The organism is Streptacidiphilus pinicola (assembly GCF_003258295.1).
GTDB lineage: Bacteria > Actinomycetota > Actinomycetes > Streptomycetales > Streptomycetaceae > Streptacidiphilus > Streptacidiphilus pinicola.
In genome coordinates this window covers 20158-42580 of sequence record NZ_QKYN01000051.1, presented here as the reverse complement: position 1 = coordinate 42580, position 22423 = coordinate 20158, and the positions used below count along the sequence as shown (strand labels likewise).

The following is a 22423-nucleotide window of genomic DNA, read 5'->3' as shown; positions in this document are numbered from 1 at the left end:
GTCGTGGCTGCGCACACATGGCAGGACTACCGCTGTGAGTCCCGCCTGGTCTTCTCCGCCGCACCCCGGATCGCGCCGGTGGTGCTGGTCGGCGGTGCGTTCCAGACCAAGGAGAACTGGGGTGACGTCGAGGCCGAGTTCCTCACGCACGCCGATGTGCTCGCCGTCGACCTGCCGGGCTGGGGCAAGGCCGGCGTCCTTCCCGAGCGCTACGGAGTGGACTTCCTGGCGGACGCCCTCTGCCGCATCCTCGACGACACCGGACTCACCGAGGTCAATCTGGTCGGGTGCTCCTACGGCACCGCCGTCACCTACACCTTCGCGCAACGTCACCCCGGCCGCGTCCGAAGGATGGCGCTCATCGGCACCACCGCCTCCGTGCCCGAACACGCCAGGGATTCGTTCCACCGCGGCCTCGGCCTGCTGGCTGCCGAGCGGATGGAGGAGTTCGCCGACGAGGCCCTCGACCAGCTGATGAACCGCGGCGCACTGGACAGAACTGTCGCAGGACACCGGATCCGTCGCTTCCTCCACACCCGCCTGGCACGCCTGCGCCCGGACGAAGCCCAGCAGTTGACGACGAACACCAGGCGCCTTCTCACCCACCGCGGCCTCGACCTGGCCGCCGCGCCCACCATGCCCGTGCTGGTGACCACCGGTGAACACGACCACTACGCCACCCCCGCCCTCGGCCAGGAACTCGCCGCGGCGTGCCCCGACGGCTGGTTCACCGTCATCACCGACGCAGACCACATGCTGCCACTGGAACGCGGCCGCGAAGTCTCCGACCTCTGCCTCCGCTTCTTCGCCGACCGGCCCCTCACCGATCTGGCCTACTGCCCGGACGGCAAGCGCGTCTCCCGGCAGACAACCGCGTGAAGGCCCCGCCCTCCGGCCAAGCGTTGCCGCGGCTCTCAGCGCCGCGCCTGCCTCCCGTTCCCGACGCGGCGTGTGCGGCGGGAACGGGAGCGGGGTCCGTGGTGCGGGCGTCGGGCCGCGGTCAGCCGGTCGAGGTGCCGCCGGTCTGGGCCGAGGTGTAGAGCGCCGCCGCTTGGGTCGCGGTCAGTGCGGAGGAGAAGACCGAGACCTCCTCCAGGCCTTCCTTGCCCGGGTCCTTGGCGGTGCTGCCGATCGAGGCCCGGCCCAACGGCATGCTGGCCGCGATCGTGCCGACCGGCTGACCGTTGGCGTAGACGGTGATCGTGGAGCCGTCATCGACCCAGGTCACGTACGTCCACGTGTTCAGCGGCGCCTTGTCGTTGACCGTGTAGTCCGCCGAGCCGTACTTGGTGGCCCCCAACTCTCCTGTGCCGTTCCACTGTTGGACCTTCAAGGCCATCGTGGAACTGGACAGCAACGACACACTGGCGTTCGAAGCGGTCGGATCGACCCACGCGCTCGCCGTCCACGGAGCAGGCAGGTCCGGAGCGGAAGTCGTGATCGGCGACGCACTCCCGTCGAAGACCGCCGCACTGCCCACCTTGCCCGCAGCGAAAGTCGTCGACCCGGTGACCGTGCCGTTGTACCCGCCGGTCACCGAGTCGGTCACCGTCGAGCCCGAGACACCGTCCATCGTCCAGTCGTCCGTGAGGGTCGGGGACGGTGGGGTGATGTCGGTGCCGCCGGCCTGGGCCGAGGTGTAGAGCGCGCCCGCCTGACTGGCGGTCAGGGCGTTGTTGAACACCGACACCTCGTCCAGGTTCTCCTTGCCCGGATCCCTGGCGGTGCTCCCGATCGAGGCCCGGCCCAACGGCATGCTGGCCGCGATCGTGCCGACCGACTGGCCGTTGGCGTAGACGGTGATCTGGGTCCCGTCGTCGACGAAGGACACGTACGTCCACGTGTTCAGCGGCGCCTTGTCGTTGACCGTGTAGTCCGCCGAGCCGTACTTGGTGGCGCCCACCTCTCCCGTGCCGTTCCACTGTTGGACCTTCAAGGCCATCGTGGAACTGGACAGCAACGACACACTGGCGTTCGAAGCGGTCGGATCGACCCACGCGCTCGCCGTCCACGGAGCAGGCAGGTCCGGAGCGGAAGTCGTGATCGGCGACGCACTCCCGTCGAAGACCGCCGCACTGCCCACCTTGCCCGCGGCGAAAGTCGTCGACCCGGTGACCGTGCCGTTGTACCCGCCGGTCGCCGAGTCGGTCACCGTCGAGCCGGAGACACCGTCCATCGTCCAGTGGTCGACCAGCTGAACCGGCCGGGCCGGCCAGGTCACCTCGGGCGTGCGGTAGTAGCCGTATCCGAGAGCGTCCCAGCGCGGTCCCTGGGCGGCGATCCGCGAGGCGAAGTCGGTCCAGGCGCTCGACCCGGTCAGCACGGATGACGGGGACCATCCCTCCTCGGCCAGCGCGGGCAGGCGGGGCAGGAGCATGAAGTCCGCGTAGCCCTCGATCTGGCTGGTCGTGTAGGAGGCCGGGACGGAGTCGGCCCAGAGCGCACCCTCCACGCCGATGGTCGGGTCGCCCGTTACCGCTCCCGCGGGGATGCCGGCGGCGGACTCCAGCGCGGTCGTGGCGGCGGACGGATCCCAGCCGTACGCCTTGGACAGCGGCACGTAACCGGCCCAAGTCAGGCCCAGGGGTGTGTTCGCGTCGTACTTCATGTCGAAGTAGGCGTGTGGCGCGGGGGCTTCGATGAGCTTCTCGCCGCGTTCCAGGCCGGTGGCGACACCGGTGTTGTCGCCGGCCCAGTACTCGAGCACGGAGGTGGTCGGGATGGTGGTGTCCTGGCCCATCTCGTTCCAGCCGATGGGCGTCTTGCCGGACGCGACGACGGCACGGGCGGCGCTCGACACCCACGCCTGGTACTGCGCCGCGGTCCCCGAGAACTCGTCGCCGCCTATGTGGAAGTAGCCGCTGCTGCTCATGGGGGCGACCTCGGCCGTGACCTTGTCCAGGAACGTCTGGACATTGGCGTTGTCGGCGGAGTTGTTCGGGTCGATCGGGAGGTCGTTGGGGTCCGTGCCGGTGGCCATCGACGTGACCGCGGCGCCGGTGTGCGCAGGGCCGTCGACCTCGGGGACGACTGATATGTAACGGGCCGCCGCGTAGGCGACGATGGCCTTGTAGTCGGCCTGACTGTATGAGCCGGGCCCGCCGTCGACGGCGCCGGACGCCACCGGGATGTTGCTTCCGATCGTCGTCAGGTCCGGGTAGGCGTTGATGGCGATGCGCCAGCCCTGGTCGTCGGTCATGTGCAGGTGGAGCACGTTCAGCTTGTACATCGCGGCCTGGTCGATGACGCGCTCGACGGCCGCGACCGGGTAGAAGTGACGCGCGGTGTCGATCATGATCCCGCGGTAGGCGTAGCGCGGGCTGTCCGAGATCGCCACCGGCGGGATGCTCCAACTCACCCCCGTCTGCGCCGCCGTCGTCTCGATCTGCGCCGGCAGGATCTGGCGGAGGGTCTGCACGCCGTGGAAGAGGCCGTCTGCGGTGTTCGCCGTGATGACGACCGACTTCGACGTGCTGCTCAGCGTGTAGCCCTCCTGGCCGAGCGAGGACGGCCCGGTCGCGTCGAGGACGATCGAGTCCGCCGCCGTGTTGCCGCCGGAGACGACCGGCAGGGCCAGCCCCGTCGACGGGCGGGCGAGCCCGGCGAGGTACGACGCAACCCCCGCGACGTCGGTCGCCGACGTGGTGACGGTGATCGACGTGTTCGTGTCGAGGGTGAACGCCCCGCCCGAGCCTGCCGCTTCCGAGACCGGCTGGGGGACGACCGCCGGCAGGACGACCGCTCCCGCTGCCGGTTCGGCCGCGCCCACGGCCAGCGGGAACGCGCCGCCCAAGGCGAGTGCTGCGGCGGCGATGAATGTGATGGCCTTCATATGCCTTCCTCGTCAGATCGCAGGGTGCGGAGCAGTGCGGTGAACAGGGAGAGCATTGGACTAGTCCATTGAGATGGGTCTAGACCGCTGGACCATAGCAAGCGAGGACCCGACTGAACAGGGCCGCGACAACTCCGACTGCGGCCCTCATCGGTTGTGCGCCCGGACGCGAGCCGGCTAGTCCGACGACGCCCCGCGACGCAGCCGGCGCCGGAGCCACCGGAAAGCGAGCCAGGCCAGACTGGCGCACAGTCCGACCAACGCCGAAACGGGGAGCACGTAGACGCCGGGCATCCCGGCCGTATGTCCGAACCACAGCTCGGGGTTGACCCCGTAGCCGGTGAAATCGCCGTGCGTTGTGATCTTGTAGTCGGCGGTCCGGGTGACGGACATGCGCCATACCTGGCGCTGCGTGTCGTCCAGGTTGTCATTTGCATTGTTCGAAGACCCGATGTCTTCGGTGACTTTGGGAGTAGAGCCGCCGTCGACCGCGTCGATCGTGAAGCCACAGTCAGGCAGGCGCAGGGTCGGTGTCCCGTTCCCCCGGCCGGGCAATGCCACCGCTACCGAGACCGTCACTTGGCCCGCAGGGATATGAATCACCTCGGCGCCGGGTATCGATACTCGTCCGTACTGGTTGTCCTCGCCCCAGACGATGTTGGACGACGCGAGAAATCCCACGGGCATCAAGGCGACGACCGTGGCCAACAGTGCCACGCCGAGCGCCCGCGCTATCGGCGACTTGGATACCCCCGCCATGCAACTCCCCTTTGCCTGACATCCCCCGAAGCCACTCGTGCAGCAGCTTCGCCAACTGCCGGCTCGAATGGTGCGAGAAGGCGGCAACGGAGAGTATCAGGCAATCCCGGAGTCAAAGGGCTGCGGGTTTTGCGCCCGGTCAATCGCGCCATCAGATCACCTATGTCGTCGTTGACTTGTGCACACGACACCCCAACACCCCTCAGGACCGCTGGCGGCAACGTGCCATCCACGTGATGACATGTTCCCGCCACCCTGGCGGTCTTTCTCCACGGCTGGTGGTGGCACCACCATTCGGCTGTCCCGTGCCGGAGTCACGCCGGCACCCACCGGTACCGCCTCGCATGTCAGGAGAGACATGTCCGGACTGGCTCGAAAAGGACCCACGCTTCTCGTCGGCGCCATGGCCGCGGCCCTGGCCTTATCCGCTCCCGGCTTCGCCGCCGCATCGCCGGCGGCGGACCATGGACACACGATCCACGCCGCTCCCGCGCTCACGCAGGTCAGCAGCGATCCGTACTCCGACTCCCAGGCCCAGCACGCCACCGAGGTCGAGCCGGACACGTTCAGCTACGGCAACACCGTCGTCTCCGCCTTCCAGGTCGGCCGGGTGTCCGGTGGCGGCGCGTCCAACATCGGTTGGGCCACCTCCACCGACGGTGGGCAGACCTGGACGCACGGGTTCATGCCCGCCACCACGGCGAACACCGGCGGTCCCTACGGGCAGGTGAGCGACGCCTCGGTGGCCTACGACGCCAAGGACGGCGTCTGGATGGTCTCCTGGCTGGGCATCGACGCCTCCGGCAACGTGGACGTGGACCTCAGCCGCTCCACCGACGGCGGCCAGACCTGGGGCAACCCGGTCACCATTTCCACCGGTACCTTCGACGACAAGAACTGGTCGGTCTGCGACAACCACTCGTCCAGCCCGTACTACGGCCAGTGCTACACCGAGTACGACGACGCCAACGCCGGTGACGCGGAGCACATGCGCACCTCGACCGACGGCGGCCAGAGCTGGGGCAGCGAGATGAGCCCGGCCGACGGCCCCAGCGGGCTCGGCGGCCAGCCGGTCGTGCAGCCGAACGGCACCGTCGTCGTCCCGTTCTCCTCGGCCAGCTCGAACGAGGAGCGCTCCTTCACCTCCACCAACGGTGGTGCCAGCTGGGGTTCCAGCGTGCAGATCGCCCCCGTCTCGCACCACACCGTGGCCGGCCTGGAGGACGCGGCCAACGACATGACGCGGCTGCGCCCGCGGGACACCCTGCGTGAGAGTCCCCTGCCCTCGGCCGAGATCGACGCGTCCGGGAAGGTCTACGCGGTCTGGTCCGACTGCAGCTTCCGCAGCGGCTGCTCGAGCAACGACATCATCATGTCGACCTCCACGAACGGCACTTCGTGGAGCTCGCCGGTGCGGGTGCCGATCGACGCGGTCAGCAGCACCGACGACCACTTCACCCCGGGTATCGGCGTCGACCCGTCCAGCTCGGGCGGTACCGCCCGGATCGGTGTGACGTACTACTACTACCCGAACGCGAACTGCACGGACACCACCTGCCAGCTCGAGGCGGGCTACATCTCCTCCGGCAACGGCGGCACCACCTGGACCACCGCCGTCCAGCTGGCCGGCCCGATGACGCTCGCCTGGCTGCCGAACACCAGCCAGGGCCGGATGTTCGGCGACTACATCTCCACCTCCGTGCTCGCCGGCGGCAACGCCGTCACCGTCATCCCGGTCGCCCAGGCGCCCAGCGGCAGCACGTTCAACGTGGCGATGTACGCGCCCACCGGAGGCCTGCCCGTCGGCACGTCCACCGGCGGCAACACCGTCACCGTCACCAACCCGGGCAACCAGACCGGCACCGTCGGCACCGCGGTCTCGCTCCAGATCAACGCCACGGACTCCGGCGGCGCGGCCCTGACCTACACCGCCACCGGCCTCCCGGCGGGCCTGTCCATCTCCTCGGGCGGCCTGATCTCCGGCACGCCCTCGACCGCCGGCACCTCGAACGTGACCGTCACCGCCTCCGACAGCACCGGCGCCTCCGGCTCCACCTCGTTCAGCTGGACCGTCAACCCGGTCGGCGGGGGCAACGGCGTGGTCAACGGCGGCTTCGAGACCGGCAGCTTCTCCAGCTGGACCACGACCGGCAACGCCGCGGTGACGGCCGGCGCGGCCCACAGCGGCAGCTACGGCGCGATGCTGGGTCTCACCACCCCGTCCAACACCTCGACCGCCGCGCAGACCTTCACCGCTCCGACCGGTTCGACCAAGCTGTCCTTCTACTACAACGTGACCTGCCCGGACACCGTCACCTACGACTGGGCCACCGCCACGCTGAAGGACAACACGACCGGGACCACGACCACGGTCCTGGCCAAGACCTGTGTCTCCAACTCCGGCTGGGTGCAGAAGACCGCGACCATCACGGCCGGTCACAGCTACACGCTGACCCTGACCAACCGGGACGACAACTACCCGAGCGACCCGACCTACACCTACTACGACGACGTCACGACGTCCTGAACCACGTCCTGAAGCACGTCGGGGTGGTGGGCTCGGTCCACCACCCCTGCTGCAGCCGCCGCCTCAGCGGGCAGCCGGCCCGCCGCCCAGGCGGCTCAGCAGCAGGGCCTCCGCGAAGCAGGCGCGGGCGAACTCGCCCAGGTGCAGGCTCTCGTTCGGGCCGTGCGCGCTGGACTCGGGGTCCTCCACCCCGGTGACGATGACCTCCGCGTGAGGGAACATCGCGCGGAAGGCGGCGATGAACGGGATGGAGCCGCCCACGCCGATCTCCACCGGTTCCGTTCCGTCCCACGCGTCGCGCAGCGCGTCGCGGGCCGTGGCGTGGGCTGGTCCGCCGGAGTCCAGCAGGCAGGGCGCGCCGTCGTGTTCGAGTTCGACGGTCACCTGCGCGCCCCACGGTGCGTGACGCAGCAGATGCGCTCGCACGGCCGCGTGCACGGACGCGATGCTGTCGGACGGGGCGAACCGGACGCCGACCTTGGCGCGGGCGGCCGGGATGAGCGCGTTCGGCGCGGCATCCGTGCGCGGCGCGTCGATGCCGAGGACGGAGATGGCCGGCTTGTCCCACAGGCGCTCGGTGATGGCTCCGGTGCCGATCAGTTCGACCCCCGCCATGAGGCCGGCTTCCCGGCGGAGCCGCTCCTCGGGGTAGTCGACGCGCGATCCAGCGGCGGCCCCGGCGGATCCAGGAGAGCCGACGCCGTCGACCGCCTTGAGCCCGGCGACCGCGACGCTTCCCTTCTCGTCGTGCAGCGTGCCCAGCAGGCGCACCAGAGCCGTGAGGGCGTCGGGGACCGGTCCGCCGAACATGCCGCTGTGCACCGCGCGCTCCGACGTGCGCACGTCGACGAAGAGATTGACCGTGCCGCGCAGCGAGGTGGTCACCGAGGGCGCGCCGATGTCCCAGTTCTGCGAGTCGGCGATGACGATGACATCAGCTGAGAGCAGGGTTCCGTGCTCCGCCAGCAACTGCGGAAGAGTGACGGACCCGTATTCCTCCTCGCCCTCGACGAACACGACGACGCCCACCGGGAGTCGGTCGCCGAGCGCCCGCAGCGCGGTCACGTGGGCGAGAACGCCCGCCTTGTCGTCGGCGGCGCCGCGCCCGAACAGCCGGCCGTCCCGCTCGACGGCCGTGAACGGGGCTGAGTCCCAGAGCGCCGGGTCTCCCGCGGGCTGCACGTCGTGGTGGGCGTACAGCAGGACCGTCGGGGCGCCTTCGGGCGCCGGGCGGCGGCCGATGACCGCGGGCCGGCCGCCCGCCCGGACGATGCGCACGTCCGGGAGGCCTGCCTCCCGCAGCAGCTCGGCCGTCGCCGCGGCGGAGGCGTCGACGTGCGCCGGGTCGAAGCCGGGGAAGGAGACGGACGGGATCGCCACCAGCCGTTCCAGATCGACTCGCGCGCGCGGCATGAGCGCGTCGACGGCCTCACGAAGTTCGTGATCCGGGATCAGTGACATGGATACTCTCCGGGCATGGGGCTAGTGGTTCCCGAGCAGGGCGGCCACCGTGGCGAGTGTGGCGAGCGAGCAGGTCGTGGTGACGATGACGGCGCGGTTCGCCAGGGCCTCACCCACCCCGTACTCCTGGGCGAAGATGAACGTGTTCTGCGCCGTCGGCAGGCCCGCGCACACGACGACCGCGAGCAACTGCGCGTGCGAGAGGTGGAGCAGCTCGCCCACCGCGAAGGCGATGACGGGCTGCAGCACCAGTTTCAGTGCCGTGAGCACCCCGATCTCGCGCCCCGCCGCCGACGCCCGTGCCTCGCCGTGGAGCGAGGCGCCGAGTGCGACCAGCGCGACCGGGACGGCCGAACCCGACAGCAGGCCCAGGCAGTTCGACACCTCGGCCGGCACGTGCCAGTGCCCGACCGACCAGACCACGCCGAGCGCGGAGCCGAGGATGACCGGGTTGCGCACGGGCAGGGTCAGAATCCTGCGCAGGCGCACGGTGCCCGAGGCGTCACCGTGCCGGTCCAGGGCGATCAGGATGATCGGCGTGACCACGAGCACCTGCAGCAGCACCACCTCGGCGAGGAAGGAGACGCTGTGCAGCACCTGCAGGGCGATCGGGATGCCGAGGTTCGCCGAGTTCACGTACCCGGCCGCCATGCCCCAGATGGGCCGCTCGCCCTGTTTGCGGCCGAACAGGCGCCCGGCCGCGAACCAGCCCACGCCGAGCGTGACACCCGTGCTCACCCCGAAGGCGACCAGGGCCCGCACGTCGAAACTCGACAGCGGTGTCTTGCTCAGGGTGAGGAAGAGCGCGGGCGGCATGGCGAGGTGGAACACGTACCTGCCGAGCACCCCCGCGGCGCTCTCGCCGAGCAGGCCGCGCCGACGCGCCGCGTAGCCCACGGCGGTGAGCGCCCAGATCGGGATGAAGGCGTTGAGCAGATTCACCCGTGTGTGCTTTCGTCCGTGCCGGTGCTGCTGTGGAATGCGGTCGGCTCCGACTGGCGAAGCCCGGATCCGTGTCGGTCGAGGAACTCCGCGAGGATCTCGACCTGGGCGACGACGGCGTCGATCTGCTGCGAACTGGGTACCGAGCCGTGGCCTTCGAGGGCGCTGTTGCCCGTCTTGAGGAAGACCGGCGCGGCGATCCGGACGAACTCGGGCGCGTCGTAGGTGCGCACGAAGCCCCCGGACAGCCGGGGGTTGTCCACGTGCACGTCGATCGGAATCCCGATCGCCGCCCGGATGGCGCCCACCATCGGCAGCGTCAGGTCCCTGACGGGATTGAAGCTGTCCGCGCCGAGCATCTCCAGCAGCTGGGCCGAGGCTCCGTTGCCGTGTCCGCAGTGCGCCGAGACCTTCAGGTGCACGTCCTCGGGCAGCGAGCCGGACCTGCGCAGCCGGCCGAGCACCCACAACAGGCCCTCGTCGTAGACGACGAAGCCGCGGACCCCGAGGTCGACGGCACGTCTGACGTCCTCGAGCGCGCGCACGATCTGTTCCTGCCCGCGCAGCCGGTAGCCGACGCGCGCGCCCTCCGTCGTCTGGACGCTGCCGCCGATGTCGTAGTTGGCGCGCGGGCCGACCGACATGAGGATCTGCGCGTCGTACTCCTGCCCGAGCTCCACGTACTCGCGGATCTCCCGCGAGGTGTGCCGGAACATACCGAGCGTCTCGGTGATCCGGTTGACGCGGATCCCCTGGCTGCGGCACTCGCTGAGCACCCGGCGCGCGGCCGCCGCGGAATTGATCGTCGGCACCTCGATGCGGTAGTGCCCGCCGTCGGGAAAGGTGCGCTCCGAGTCAAATTCGGAGCTGTCACCGGTAGGCAGTCCGAGCGCGCTGAGCTGCTTGCGCGATTCGCCGTACAGCGTGTCGCTCACCTCGTCACCTCCATGCCGAGTTGGGAGGCCACGCGGTCGACGACGTGCGTGGCGATGTCGATGGAAGCCTGGTAGTCCGCGTGCCGGACCTGCACCTCGCCGAAGGCCCCGAGGTTGCCGCGGTGCGGTTCGAGCGTCGGGGTGTCGGGGAAGGCGAGATGCAGCGACTGCAGGGCCGGGCGGTACTCCTCGGTCCAGCCGAGATCGGGGAGTTCCGCCGGGGTGGGCTCGCGGTCCGCCGCCCCGAACCAGCGCACGGTGGCGTAGTGCGTGAAGTCGATCGGCCCGAGGTCGAGCTGCTCGTCGAGGTACACGCGCACCAGCAGTTCGAAGAAGTCGACACCGCTCGCCAGGCAGAACAGGTTGGGCAGGCACGAGCCCATCACCCGGGGGTTGAGCTCGATCAGCCGCGGCACGCCGTCCGCCCCGAGCATGACCTCGACGTGGAAGATGCCGAGGCGCAAATCCACCGCCTTGATCACGCGTTCGGCGAAGTCCATGACGGCCTCGTACTGCCCGTCGCTGATCGCGGCCGGAATGGTCGTGCCGATCTCGAGCGGCTCGTGTCCGTCCCAGGTCTTGCGCTCGCTGACGGCCAGGCGGAGCACCCGGCCGCGGCTGAGCCCGATCTCCGCGGACAGGAAGGTGCCGCTCAGGTACTCCTCGAGCAGCACTCCGTGCCGGTAGAGGTCGGCGTGTTCCGCAACGCCGGCCATGGCCTCGCGCAGGGCCGCCTCGTCCGCCAGGACGAACGCGCCCTCGCTCGCCGAGGCCATCTCCGGCTTGAGGACGAGCGGGTAGCCCGCGAGGGCGGCGAACCGGAGCGCCTCATCGAGGTCCTTCACCACGGCGTGCGCCGTGTCCTCGACACCGGCTGCGGCCAGCGCGTCCCGGCAGCGGGACTTCTGCTTCGCCGTGCGCGCGGCGGCGGCGTCGGTGAACGGGATGCCGAGCTCCGCGGCGACCTGGGCCACCGGGATCACGAACGCGTCCGTCGACGCGACGAAGCCGGCGATCGGACGTGCCTGGTGGATCCGTCCGACGCAGACGCGCAGCGCGTCGAGGTCGCCGGCGTCCTGGAGGCAGTGGACCTCGTCGACGCTCGCGCCGTACGGCGAGGTCTCGAAGTCCAGTCCCTGAAGGCGTTCCATCTCCAGGGAACGGATGAGGGTGACGTGGTGCCCGAGCCGCTGGGCCGCCGCGAAGGCGGGCGCGTTGCCCGTCTTCCAGGTCACGAAGACGACGTGTTTCCCCGTCTGTTGCGGCATCCGGGTCACCAGGCCCGCATGGGCTCGCCGCTGACGAGTTCGGAGCGGAAGCCGTCCGGGCCCAGCGGGCTGTCGCCGAGCACGGTGACCCGGTGCATGCGCCGGTCGGTGTCCGGGAGATGCGCGAAGTCCGTCGGCGCGAAGTGGCAGGTCGACCGGTTGTCCCACATCGCGATGCTGCCCGGCTCCCAGCGGAAGCGCACGGTGTACTCGGCGCTGGTCATGTGCTGGTAGAGCAGCTCGAGCAGGTGCCGGCTCTCCACCTCGGTGAAGCCGATGATGCGCGTCGTCGAGCCGGGGCTCACGAACAGCGCCTTCTCCCCCGTCTCCGGGTGCACGCGCACGACGGGGTGCACGGCCGCCTCGGGCTGGTCGCAGTAGAGGCGCAGAATCTCGCGGTCCCGCTCGTCGCTGTGCCGCAGGTGCACGCCGGTGAAGAAGGCGTGCTCCGCGTGCAGCGTGTCGACGAGGGCGCGCAGCGGCGCGGCGAGCCCCTCGTAGGCGTCCACCGTGTTCGTCCACTGCGTGTCACCGCCGAAGGGCGGTGTGGTCTCGGCGCGGAGGATCGACAGGGCCGGCGGGTTGACCATCTGGGTCAGGTCGCTGTGCCAGCCCGCCAGGGGCGAGACCCACTTGCGCCGGTAGTGCTCCTCGAAGTCCGCGCCGTAGCGCTCGACGTCGGCCTTCGGGTCGACGGTGAGGATCTCGGGAAAGCCCTCGGGGTGCACGCCGTGCTTCTTGCCGGCGCGGCGGGTCAACTCGCCGAAGCGGCGGCCGAAGGCGACATGGGCCTGGTGGCCGAGGTCGGGGCCGCGGAAGAACACCACGCGGTGCGTGAGCACCGCTCGCCGGATCGCGGCGATCGTCGGGTCGTCGAGCTCGGCGGTCAGGTCGAGGCCGTGGATCTCGGCGCCGATGCGTCCGGCGACGCGTCGGACGTCCAGTTCTGCGACAGTGTTCTCGATCACTGCGGTCATGGTGCGGATCCTGTTCTCTGCGTCGAGATGGTGAAGGCTCAGGGACGTGCCACGGTGACCGCGCTGCGGCCCCGGGTCAGCTCGCGGTATTCGGCGAGCAGCTGCGTGAAGACCTCGTGCTCGCCCGGTGCGTAGGAATGCTCGTCGATGCGGGCCACCGGCAGCAGTTCGAGGGCGGTTCCGCAGATGAAGGCGGAGTCCGCGCTCGCCACGAACGCGGGCTCGAGGTCGCCGACGACACAGGGGATGCCGAGGTGCTCGGCGATGGCGAGCACGCACGCGCGGGTGATGCCGTCGATCGTGGCGCGCGTGGTCGGCGTGTGCAGCGCTCCGTCGCGGACGAAGAAGACGTGCGCACCGGTGGACTCGGCGATCAGGCCGTCCGTGTCGAGGAGCAGCGCGTCGTCGAAGCCCGCGCGGAGGGCCTCGTTCTTGCAGACGGTGCCGATCATGTAGTTGCCCGCGGCCTTGCTCTTGATCGGCGCGCTGTCCGCGCTCGGCCGGCGGTAGCGCGCGGTCTGGAGGGAGATACCGGTCTGCAGCGCGTCGGCCGCGGAGTAGTAGCCGGCCGGGGTCTCCCAGGCCGCGATGGACGCGTGCACCGAGGTGTGCAGGGCGGCGGTCTGGATGACCTCGGAGCCGCGCCACGCGTTCATCCGGATGTAGCCGTCGACGATGCCCGCCTTGCCGACCACCTCGAGCGTCGCCTCGTAGAGCTCCTGCTCGGGGAACGGGACCTCGAAGTCGAGGATCCGCGCGGACGCGGCGAGCCGGGCGAGGTGTTCGCGGATCATGAACGGGACACCGTCGTAGACGCGCAGCCCCTCGAAGACGCTGCTCGCGTAGTGCAGGCCGTGGGTGAGCACGTGCAGGGTGGCGTCGGCCCAGTCGACGAGCGCACCGTCGTACCAGATGTGGCCGCTTCGCTGGTCAAAGGGAACCATGGTTCTCACTCCTCTTGGATTCCGGGCGTCAGGGCGTCAGAGCGTCAGGCCGCGGGCGGACAGCCACAGTTCGACCATGAGCACGGACCACAGGGCCTCGGCGGCCCACGCGGTCGGCTGCGCGCTCTGCAGCCGGAAGAGCTCCTCGATCTCGCGCTGCTCGATGAGGTCCGCACAGCGGCGGTCGGAGGCCAGCAGCACGTCACCGACGAGCTCGTGCAGGGCCTCGCCCGGCCTGATCATCGCCGTGATGGGCAAGGTGAAGGGCTGCTTGGGTCGTTCGATGACGCTGCTGGGCAGCCAGGGCCGCGCGGCCTCGACGACCGGCGCCTTGACCTTGCTGTCCACGACCTTGAGCGCGGCCGGGAGCGCGTGGGCGAACTCGACGATCCGGGGCTGCAGGAACGGGATCCGTGCCTCGACCGAGTGCGCCATGCTCAGGTGGTCGACCCGCCGCAGGATGTAGTAGGGGAACCGCGCGTACTGGTCGTACCTCAGCAGGGTCTCGAGCTTGTTCCCGGGCGCCGTGCGCACGCGCTCGGCCAGGTCCTTGCCGCTGCGATCGGCGAACAGGCCGCCGTTGCGGTCCAGTTCGGCGCGGTACGCGGGGGTGTACAGGCGCCCGAGCAGATCCGTGCCGACGGCGGACATCGTGTCCTGGTAACGCCGCTCCCAGCCGGGAGCCTCGTCGGCGGCCGCGCTCGCGTACCTGGCGTAGCCGGCGAACAGCTCGTCCGCGCCGTCCCCGGTGAGCGCGACCTTGAATCCCGCCTCGTGGATCGCCTCGAAGATGGCGAAGGTGCTGAGACTGTGCGGCGCGTTGTTCGGCTGGTCGAGATGGCGGACGAAACGCTCCACCAGGCCCGGGAACGTGTCGGGGTGGATCTCGACCTGATGGTGGCGGGTGCCGCAGTGCGCGGCCACCTCGCGGGCGAACGCGCGCTCGTCCGCGGGCCAGTTCCCGGCGTAGGCGATGTTGAAGGAGGCGAGGTCGGGCACGCGTCGGCGGGCCAGGGCCGTGATGTAGCTGGAGTCGAGCCCCCCGCTGGTGATCACGCACACCGGCACGTCCGCCGCCAGCATGCGGGTCAGCTCGTCCTGGAGCATGGTGTCGAGCATGCCCGCGGCATGACCGAGGTCCGGCCCGCCTTCGGGCCAGTCGATCACTGCCGCGACGGGCTCGCGGGACTCGACCTTGACGCCGGCCTCGGAGAAGCGCAGCACGGTACCGGGAGGCAGGGTCCTGACGTCCTGATAGACCGTCTCCGGCCCCCACACGGCCTTGCCCCCGAGGTACCGGTCCAGGGCCAGGGGATCCAGGGCCGACGGGAAGCCGGGGTACTTCGAGAGCGCCTGCAGCTCCTGGGCGAAGGCGAGCCGCCGGCCGTCCGGCGACACGAAGTAGTAGAGCGACTTCATGCCGGTGGGGTCGGAGAACAGCTTGAGCACGCGCTCGCGCCGGTCGATGATCGCGATGGCGTACATGCCCTCGAGCCGGTCGACGAAGGCGTCGCCGTAGAGCTCGTACAGGGGAAGCAGGATGTTGCCGTCGCAGTCCCCGTCGATACGCCGACCGGCCGCGACGAGTTCGGCGCGCAGGGCACGGTGGTTGTAGATCTCGCCGTTGAAGACGCACACGCTGTCCGCGGAGACGAACGGCTGGTCCCCGTCGGCGACGCCCTGGATCGCCAGGCGGTTGTTGCCGAGGGCGCCTTCCGCACCCGTCCACAGTGTCTGGGCGTCGGGTCCGCCGTGCAGCATCGCGTGTCCGACGGCGCGCAGCGCGTCCGAGGCGATCGGCGGACCACCGAAGTGGCCATAAATTCTGCACATGGTGATGGGCCATACTTTCTGTGACGGACCGAAGGCATGCCGGGGTGACGCTCGGCGCGACCTGTCGCCGTGCGCAGAGGGGTTGTCCGCAGGTCAGCAGTGGGCGACGAGTTCCCGGATGGCGCGGTTGAAGGCCTCGATCACGGCCTCCATCTCGGCTTCGTCGAGCTCCGTGGCGGAGTACTTCCACAGGGACTTGATCACGGTGCCGTCGAGGTCGACCATGAGGCGCACCGGATACGCCTGTTGCTCCTTGGGAGACTGGAAGGGCCCGAGCGAGTAGCCGAGCCCGTTGAGCGCACCGGGCGTCTCACCCCCGAGGGGCGCCCCTCGGTAGTTGACGTAGATGTCCGCCGCCGGCAGCCCACGCAGCTCCTGCCGGACCTGCGGCTCGGCCGCGAGCTCGCGCAGGGCGCCGAAGGCGATGAACGGGGCGGGCACGGCCCGCATCTGCGCGGCGGTGGCGCGCACGATCGCGACCGGATCCGTGGCCTCGCCCAACTCGGTGACGACCGGCGCGAATTCGGCCAGCATGCCGACCGTGCGGCTCAGGTCGGGGCCGTCGAGGATCTGGTCGCGGCCGTTGACCACGACGTCGACGATCGTCGTCCTCGCCCGGTAGACGGCGTTCAAGGCGTAGTTGACCGCGCCCACGACGATCGCGTTGCCGCCGAGCTCGACGGTCAGCCGGCGGAAGGCCGCGGCGTCGCCGAGTTCGACCGAGGAACGGTGCCGGCGCAGGCCGCCGAGCCTGCGGTCCGGATGCTCCGTCAGGGTGCGCATACCCGTGGCCGCGGACCAGGGCCGGGCGCGCCAGTAGGCCAGGTGCTCGTCGAAGGCTCCGGCGGCGGTCCGGTCCGCGAGGTAGGCGGCCCAGTCCGCGTAGGCGGTGGCCGGGGGCAGCGCAGCCGCGTCCCCACTGAGCAGGTAGCCGAGCTCGGAGGCGATGACGCTCCAGCTCAGCATGTCGCCCACCAGGTGGTGGAGGATCAGGGCGAGCGCCCAGGGTGTGCCGTCGTGGGTGAGGATGCGTGCCGCGAACACCCGGCCGTCCGCGAGGCTCAGCCCCTCCTGGGCGACCGTGCCGATCCGCTCGATCGTCTCGGCGTCCTCCGGGCTCGCCTCGTGCACCTCGAGGACGGTGGCCGGATCGAAGGGGTGGCCGAACTCCTGGGTGCGCTCCGCGCCCGTGCCGTCGAACCTGACGGCGAGAACGCCGTGTCGGCGCACAAGAACTGACAGGGCGTCGGACACCTGCGCCACGGTGACGCCGGCGGGGAGCTCGAGGACCGCGTCGGTGTTGTGGTAGTCCGGCGCAAGACGGTCGTCCTCCAGGAACCTGGCCTGGACCGGTACCAGCGGGACGCGCCGCACGGCACCCGTCGGCTCGGACCCGTCCGCGGTCGTCGACGGGACGGCGACCGCGGGCTTCACCGCCTCCACCTCCACCGCCCGCCCGTCGAGCGCCGACGCCAGGTCGGCGAAGGTCGGGTGGTCGAGGACGTCCTGGAGACGCAGGGCGAGACCGCCGGCCCGCAGCTTGGCGACGAGCTTGATGGCGGTGATCGAGTCACCGCCGAGCTCGAAGAAGTTGTCTCCCGGCCGGGCTTCCGGTACGCCGAGGGAGGAGCACCATGCCGCGGCCAGTACCTCGTCAGCTGGTGCGGCGCGGCGCGAAAGGTCGCGATCGAGCATGGGTGGGTCGGTCCTCCCTGGGCGGCGGGTCGTACCGGTAGGCCTGGCCGTCGCGTTGTCGTTGCTGGTCGAGACCATGCGGTGGATGTTCGCCTGGTCATCACATCCTGCGGGAAAAGCCCATCGGTCGGATCGGACACGAATGGACCGTGCAGAATTTGCCTCAACACTCGGTCGAGCAAAGGTAGTTGCTCCCGTGTGTGCACTGCACGTACGCGGACAACAAAATCACTCCGTTGCCCGCGTGTCAAGACTTTTGCGAGAAGGGTCGACCGGGGTCAACGCGGAATTGCGCAAGCGCGCTGCCACAGGAGTTCAAGCGTCTCCATGGATTCGAGCCGGCCCAGTAGTTCGCCGCTCCGACCGGCCAGGTACTCGATCCGCACCGACCCCTCGGGCCAGGCCGGATGCGGGAAACGCGCTCCGTCGTCCGCGAGCATCACGCCCACGGGAATCACCTCCGTCGGCACGTCCGCGCTTTCGGCAGCCACAAGGAACGTGAACCAAGCACGGAGACGCTCCGCCATGATGTCGACGCAGAGGTCGATTTCCTCCTCGTCGACACCCTCGTCGCGGAGTTTCCGTTCCAGCGGACCGCGCAGTTCGGGCATGATCGACGAAAGATCGGCCGGTCCCTGATACGTCCCGAATTCCGACCCGGACAGCGCGTCGACATCCCGCCGGACCAGTTCCGGCGTCAGCCAGCTCGGTTCGACGAGAATCACCGGCGGTCGGCGCAGGCCGCGCGCTTCGAGTCCGGCGGCGATGTGCAGGGCCAGACCGGCGGCACTGCAATAGCCGAAGACCACCTCCGGTGCCCGGTCCTCTGCCACGAGCTCGTCGACACAGCGTGCCGCGACCTCCTGGAGCTCCGTTCCGAAGCGGCTGACGGCCGCCACGGCGTCGATGCGGTGCAGCGGCCGATCGGGGTACGCGGCGGAAAGGGCCGCGAAGAGAGTCGTCTTCGCGGAGAACTCCTTGAAGTCCACCACGAGCGACACATCGGGAACTGCGGCTTGGGTGTTTGCTGGTGAGTTCAATGGTCTTCCGTCCGTGCAGAGGGTGAGTCCAGCAGCTGTCGAATGGCGGTTGCCTGTCGCGCGATCGTGCGCTCCTCGAGCACGTCGGTGAGGTCGAGGGTGACGCCGAGGTCGCGGTTGAGGGCGGCGAGCAGGCGCACGGCCGTCAGCGAGTCGCCTCCTAGCTCGAAGAAGTCCGAGTCCGGGCCCAGATCGCCGGCCCCGAGCAGCCGCTGCCAGATCTGGACGACCCGCCCCAGGACATCAGGCTCGTGCCGGTCGGCCTGCGGTGCCGGCGCCTTGGGTCCCTCGTCCGCCGCACGCGTCGGCTCGGGGACCGCGGGCTGTGGCACGCTCGGCCGGGCGTCGAGCCAGTGGCGTTCACGGCTGAAGGGATAGGCAGGAAGCGGGACCCGGCGCCCTGGTGCGGCGCCAAGCGCTCCCAGGTCGAGGTCGACTCCCGACTCCCACAGCACGCCCGCCGCCTCGAGCAGGGCGGTCGGCGCCTCGTGCTGACGACCAGGCTGAGGCATGGTGAGCACGGCGCTCGGCCGGGCGTCGGTCGCGAAGGACTGCACGGCACCGGTCAGCGCCGCTCCCGGACCCACCTCCAGGAGCACGGGGTTCTGCGCCGCGACCGCGTGGGCCGCGGCCTCGGCGAACCGGACCCGCTGCCGGAGCTGGCGCACCCAGTAGTCCGCCGAGTACTCGCGGACCGGCGCACCGGTCAGCGTGGAGATGACCCGCAGGCGGGGCTTGCGGTAGCGGAACCCCTCGGCGATCTCGCGGAACTCGTCGAGCACCGGGTCCATGAACGGGCTGTGGAAGGCGCGTTCGACCGACAGCCGCCTCGTGGTGATCCCCTGGCGCGCGAGGTCCGCCGCGAAGGAGTCCAGGTCGTCGTCCGCCCCGGCGACCACCACGGCGCTCGGGCCGTTGACCGCCGCAATGGTCAACGTCGGTGGGAGCAGCGCCTCACAGGCGGCCTCGGAGGTCCGCACCGCGAGCATGCCCGCCCGCGTGGTCGCGTCCATGAGCCGTCCGCGTGCGCAGACCAGGGCGACGGCGTCCTGAGGACTCATCACTTCGGCGAGGCAGGCCGCCGCGAACTCCCCGATGCTGTGGCCGACGAGATACCTGGGGTGCACGCCCCAGGACCGAAGCTGGCGTGCGAGCGCGTACTCCACGATGAAGAGCGCGGGTTGCGCGAAGCGCGTGCTCGCCATGGCGGCCTCGGCGACACCGGGGTCCGCAGTGCCCAGCAGCGTCTCGCGCAGCGTCGGACCGGCCAGCGGATCGGCGGCCTTCGTGCACTCGTCGAAGACCTCGCGGAAGGTGTCGAACGCCTCGTAGAGGTTCGCCGCCATGCCCGGGTAGTGCTGCCCCTGCCCGGGGAACAGCATCGTGAGCGCCGCCTTCTTGGGCACCAGACGAGGTCGGCTGCCGCGCAGGCGCTCGGCGATCTCCGCGCTGGTGGAGCCGGTCACCGCGCTGCGCCAGCGCAGCGTCCTCCGGCCGTGGGCGAGGGTGTGCGCCATGTCACCGGCGTCCACGGTGCCCTCTTCGAGCCGACCCGCCAAGTCGGCGGACAGTGCCTCCACGGCCTCCTGGGTGTGACCCGACACGGGTACCAGACGCGGACCGCCGGCTGCCCGGGGTTCCGGCCGGCTCGCCGACTCGGGAGCCTGCTCGACGATGACGTGGACGTTGGTGCCGCCCATGCCGAACCCGCTGACCGCGGCCCGGCGCGGTCCGGTCGCCGCCTCCCAGGGCGAGGACTCGGTGTTCACGGTGAACGGGCTGTTCGCCCAGTCGAAGCCCGGATGCGGAACGTCGCAGTTGATGGAGGCGGGGATGACGCCTTCGCGCACGGCGAGCACGGTCTTGATGAGGGACGAGACCCCGGCGGCCGCGTCGAGGTGACCGGCGTTGCCCTTGAGGCTCCCGATCTTGCAGTACCCCGACGCGTCGGTGTGGCGCCGGTACGCCTCGGTCAGTGCCGCCAGCTCGATGACGTCGCCGACCTCGGTCCCGGTACCGTGCGCCTCGACGTAGCCGATCGTGGCCGGATCGACGTCGGCGGCGCGCAGGGCCGCGGAGATGACCGCCACCTGTCCGTCGTGGCTGGGCGCGCTGTAGCCCATCTTGCGTGCGCCGTCGTTGTTGAGCGCCGAACCCCGGATGACGGCGTGCACGGTGTCGCCGTCGGCGATGGCCCGGTCGGTGCGCTTGAGCACGACCATGGCCACGCCGTTCGCCGGAACGGTGCCGTGGGCGGACTCGTCGAAAGGCCGGCAGTGTCCGTCCGGCGAGAAGATCCCGTGCTTGCTGAACTGGTAGCCGGGCACCTCGGGCAGTTGCACGGTCGCGGCGCCCGCGAGGGCGAGGTCGCATTCGCCGTTCAGGATGGACTGCGTGGCCAGGTGCACGGCCACCAGCGAGCTGGAACAGGCCGTCTGCACCGTCAGGGCCGGGCCGGTCAGGTCGAGTTTGTAGGCGATGCGCGTCGACGCGTGGTCCTTCTCGTTGCCCAGCACCAGTTGCAGTTGGTCGGCGCCCGCCCACTCCGCCGCGTTCCCGAGGACGTGGCGCAGCAGGTATCCGCTGACACTCGTGCTGGCGAAGACCGCGCAGTCCCCGTGGAAGCCGCCGTACCCGGCGTCGTCCAGCGCATGCCAGGCGCATTCGAGAAGGAGGCGCTGTTGCGGGTCCGTCAGTTCGGCCTCCCTGCGGGAGTAGCCGAAGAGGTCGGCGTCGAAGGACTCGATGTCGTCCAGCGCGCCGAAGGCGCCGACGAACTGCTCGTCGCCGAGGACCGCCTCCGGCGCCCCGAGGGCGGCAAGCTGGTCGCGGTCGTAGTGGGTGATCAGCTCCCGGCCCTGGAGCAGGGCGTCCCACAACCGGGGCACGGAGTCCGCCTGCGGAAATCTCCCTGCGAAGCCGATCACCGCCACCGAGTCGTGGCCGTCCGCACGTACCGTCATCGTCCTACTCCGTTCGTTGTGCTTCCGGGCGCGTGCGTTCGGCCCACGCGATCACGGGGCCGTTGAGGGCGAGTCCGACCGCGAAGACGAGCGCCAGGACGAACCACCCCTCGGGGACGAATCGCGCCACGAAGTACGTCACCGCGGTGGGACCGACGACCGCCGCGATCGAGCTGCCCATCTGGAACATCCCGGCGTACGCGCCCTGCTTCCTGGCGTCGGCGAGCCCGAAGCGGAAGGACCAGCTGGCGCTTTCCCCCCAGAGCTCGGCCAGGGTGAGCAGCATGACGTCGCAGACGATCAGCACCGTCCCCAGCACCGCACCCAGGTGGTAGGTCACGCTGGCCAGTGCGGAGGCGGCGATGAGGGCCAGGAAGGCGAGCCGCTGCATCCGGCGGGCGCCCCGGACCGTGTCCGCCCCCTTCGACACCTTGACCTGCAACAGGATCACCAGCACGGTGTTGCCGATGATCATCCACGCGGCGACCTCGTGCGGCACGCCAGTGTCGGTGATGACCCACAACGGCAGGCCGACGGTGAGGATGGTGTTCCCGATCAACGTCAGTCCGCTGACCACCGAGACCGCCACATAGGGCAGGTCGTACTTGTCGCGGCGTTTCGCCGTCTCACCGCTGTGCCGGCTGCGCGCGTCGCGGGGCAGCCTCAGGCTGGTGAGGGCGGTGAGCAGCGACGCGAGGGCCATGCCGAGCACGAGGCTGGTGTACGAGGCGGTCGTGTTGACGCCGATGGCGAGACCGGCGAGCAGGGTGCCCAGCGAGAACCCGATGTTCGTCAGCACCCGGTTCGCCGCGGAAAGGGCGACTCTGGCCTCCTTGGGGACGAGCTTGCCCACCAGGGCACTGCGCGAGATCATGCCGCCCGACTCCGCGATCCCGATGGCGCCGGCCAGCACGACGAAGACGGCCGAGCTGCGCACGAAGACCAGGGCCGTCAGGAAGACGACCAGGAGGGCGTTGAAGCCGATCGCCGCGTCGCGGGCGCCGAGTCGGTCCGCGACCTTGCCGAGGTGGACGGCGAGCAGCACGGCTAGGAGTCCCGCCAGGGAGAGCCCGAGACCGACCGTGGCCTCGGGTATCCTCGCCACCTTCACCAGGAAGATGACGCTGCCGGCGGTGTAGAGGCCGTAACCCGTCGAGGAGATCAGGACGTTGGTCTTGAGCACCCGTATCGGCCCGGGTGGCGGCAGTGCGGCCTTCAGGCGCGCGACCGTGCTCCTCGTGTCCATG

At 70.2% G+C, this 22423-nt stretch carries 15 protein-coding genes; 2 read left to right on the top strand and 13 right to left on the bottom strand.

Translation table 11 applies throughout. From position 1 onward, the window contains the following. Positions 1 to 3 precede the first annotated feature (3 nt). The gene (locus DN069_RS13465; RefSeq protein WP_165845492.1) at positions 4 to 879 is read left to right on the top strand and encodes an alpha/beta fold hydrolase; all 876 of its coding nucleotides are present in this window, start codon (positions 4 to 6) and stop codon (positions 877 to 879) included. Positions 880 to 1000: 121 nt separating this feature from the next. Here DN069_RS13465 and DN069_RS13460 read toward each other — a convergent pair whose 3' ends face one another. Next, positions 1001 to 3832 (bottom strand): family 20 glycosylhydrolase, encoded by a 2832-nt coding sequence (locus tag DN069_RS13460; RefSeq protein ID WP_111501188.1) that lies wholly within the window; start codon positions 3830 to 3832, stop codon positions 1001 to 1003. A gap of 177 nt (positions 3833 to 4009) precedes the next feature. Continuing rightward, a complete protein-coding gene (locus DN069_RS13455; RefSeq protein WP_111501187.1) occupies positions 4010 to 4591 on the bottom strand; it encodes a hypothetical protein in 582 nt (193 codons plus the stop codon). A gap of 403 nt (positions 4592 to 4994) precedes the next feature. Between DN069_RS13455 and DN069_RS13450 the strand changes: the two genes are divergently transcribed. Continuing rightward, positions 4995 to 7118, top strand: a complete 2124-nt coding sequence (locus tag DN069_RS13450) for a putative Ig domain-containing protein (protein ID WP_243639174.1) — start codon at positions 4995 to 4997, stop codon at positions 7116 to 7118. 63 nt (positions 7119 to 7181) lie between these two features. On the opposite strand, the gene DN069_RS13445 is transcribed toward DN069_RS13450, so the two are convergent. The 11 genes from DN069_RS13445 to DN069_RS13395 all read right to left on the bottom strand — a co-directional run bounded on the left by DN069_RS13445 (position 7182) and on the right by DN069_RS13395 (position 22422). Continuing rightward, positions 7182 to 8579: a dipeptidase gene (locus DN069_RS13445; RefSeq protein ID WP_111501185.1), complete on the bottom strand. Its 1398-nt coding sequence runs from the start codon at positions 8577 to 8579 to the stop codon at positions 7182 to 7184. 21 nt (positions 8580 to 8600) lie between these two features. Beyond that, on the bottom strand, positions 8601 to 9521 hold the full coding sequence (locus DN069_RS13440) for an AEC family transporter (protein WP_111501184.1): 921 nt from the start codon (positions 9519 to 9521) through the stop codon (positions 8601 to 8603). Next, positions 9518 to 10456: a peptidase gene (locus tag DN069_RS13435; RefSeq protein ID WP_207892146.1), complete on the bottom strand. Its 939-nt coding sequence runs from the start codon at positions 10454 to 10456 to the stop codon at positions 9518 to 9520. Before DN069_RS13435 ends, DN069_RS13440 begins: the two co-directional genes overlap by 4 nt. Next, a complete protein-coding gene (locus tag DN069_RS13430; RefSeq protein WP_111501183.1) occupies positions 10453 to 11724 on the bottom strand; it encodes an ATP-grasp domain-containing protein in 1272 nt (423 codons plus the stop codon). Before DN069_RS13430 ends, DN069_RS13435 begins: the two co-directional genes overlap by 4 nt. A 5-nt stretch (positions 11725 to 11729) precedes the next feature. Then, positions 11730 to 12701, bottom strand: a complete 972-nt coding sequence (locus DN069_RS13425) for a TauD/TfdA dioxygenase family protein (protein ID WP_111501182.1) — start codon at positions 12699 to 12701, stop codon at positions 11730 to 11732. 38 nt (positions 12702 to 12739) lie between these two features. Continuing rightward, positions 12740 to 13645 (bottom strand): aminotransferase class IV, encoded by a 906-nt coding sequence (locus tag DN069_RS13420; RefSeq protein ID WP_111501181.1) that lies wholly within the window; start codon positions 13643 to 13645, stop codon positions 12740 to 12742. A gap of 36 nt (positions 13646 to 13681) precedes the next feature. Further along, positions 13682 to 15478, bottom strand: coding sequence for an asparagine synthase (glutamine-hydrolyzing) (gene asnB / locus DN069_RS13415; protein WP_111501180.1), 1797 nt, complete (start codon positions 15476 to 15478; stop codon positions 13682 to 13684). 93 nt (positions 15479 to 15571) lie between these two features. After that, positions 15572 to 17173: a condensation domain-containing protein gene (locus DN069_RS13410; RefSeq protein WP_165845491.1), complete on the bottom strand. Its 1602-nt coding sequence runs from the start codon at positions 17171 to 17173 to the stop codon at positions 15572 to 15574. Positions 17174 to 17451: 278 nt separating this feature from the next. Continuing rightward, positions 17452 to 18165: a hypothetical protein gene (locus tag DN069_RS13405; protein ID WP_165845490.1), complete on the bottom strand. Its 714-nt coding sequence runs from the start codon at positions 18163 to 18165 to the stop codon at positions 17452 to 17454. 44 nt (positions 18166 to 18209) lie between these two features. Then, the gene (locus DN069_RS13400) at positions 18210 to 21176 is read right to left on the bottom strand and encodes a type I polyketide synthase (RefSeq protein ID WP_111501177.1); all 2967 of its coding nucleotides are present in this window, start codon (positions 21174 to 21176) and stop codon (positions 18210 to 18212) included. 4 nt (positions 21177 to 21180) lie between these two features. Beyond that, positions 21181 to 22422 carry an MFS transporter gene (locus tag DN069_RS13395; protein ID WP_111501176.1) on the bottom strand — a complete coding sequence of 414 codons (1242 nt, stop codon included), beginning with the start codon at positions 22420 to 22422 and terminating at the stop codon, positions 21181 to 21183. Between the last annotated feature and the right edge of the window lies 1 nt (position 22423).

What these genes read in the sequence shown, in the direction of transcription:
- DN069_RS13460 (WP_111501188.1), bottom strand. Translation starts at nt 3,832, where the DNA reads ATGAAGGCCATCACATTCATCGCCGCCGCAGCACTCGCCTTGGGCGGC.
- DN069_RS13455 (WP_111501187.1), bottom strand. Translation starts at nt 4,591, where the DNA reads ATGGCGGGGGTATCCAAGTCGCCGATAGCGCGGGCGCTCGGCGTGGCA.
- DN069_RS13450 (WP_243639174.1), top strand. Translation starts at nt 4,995, where the DNA reads ATGGCCGCGGCCCTGGCCTTATCCGCTCCCGGCTTCGCCGCCGCATCG.
- DN069_RS13445 (WP_111501185.1), bottom strand. Translation starts at nt 8,579, where the DNA reads ATGTCACTGATCCCGGATCACGAACTTCGTGAGGCCGTCGACGCGCTC.
- DN069_RS13430 (WP_111501183.1), bottom strand. Translation starts at nt 11,724, where the DNA reads ATGCCGCAACAGACGGGGAAACACGTCGTCTTCGTGACCTGGAAGACG.
- DN069_RS13425 (WP_111501182.1), bottom strand. Translation starts at nt 12,701, where the DNA reads ATGACCGCAGTGATCGAGAACACTGTCGCAGAACTGGACGTCCGACGC.
- DN069_RS13420 (WP_111501181.1), bottom strand. Translation starts at nt 13,645, where the DNA reads ATGGTTCCCTTTGACCAGCGAAGCGGCCACATCTGGTACGACGGTGCG.
- asnB (WP_111501180.1), bottom strand. Translation starts at nt 15,478, where the DNA reads ATGTGCAGAATTTATGGCCACTTCGGTGGTCCGCCGATCGCCTCGGAC.
- DN069_RS13410 (WP_165845491.1), bottom strand. Translation starts at nt 17,173, where the DNA reads ATGCTCGATCGCGACCTTTCGCGCCGCGCCGCACCAGCTGACGAGGTA.
- DN069_RS13400 (WP_111501177.1), bottom strand. Translation starts at nt 21,176, where the DNA reads ATGACGGTACGTGCGGACGGCCACGACTCGGTGGCGGTGATCGGCTTC.
- DN069_RS13395 (WP_111501176.1), bottom strand. Translation starts at nt 22,422, where the DNA reads ATGGACACGAGGAGCACGGTCGCGCGCCTGAAGGCCGCACTGCCGCCA.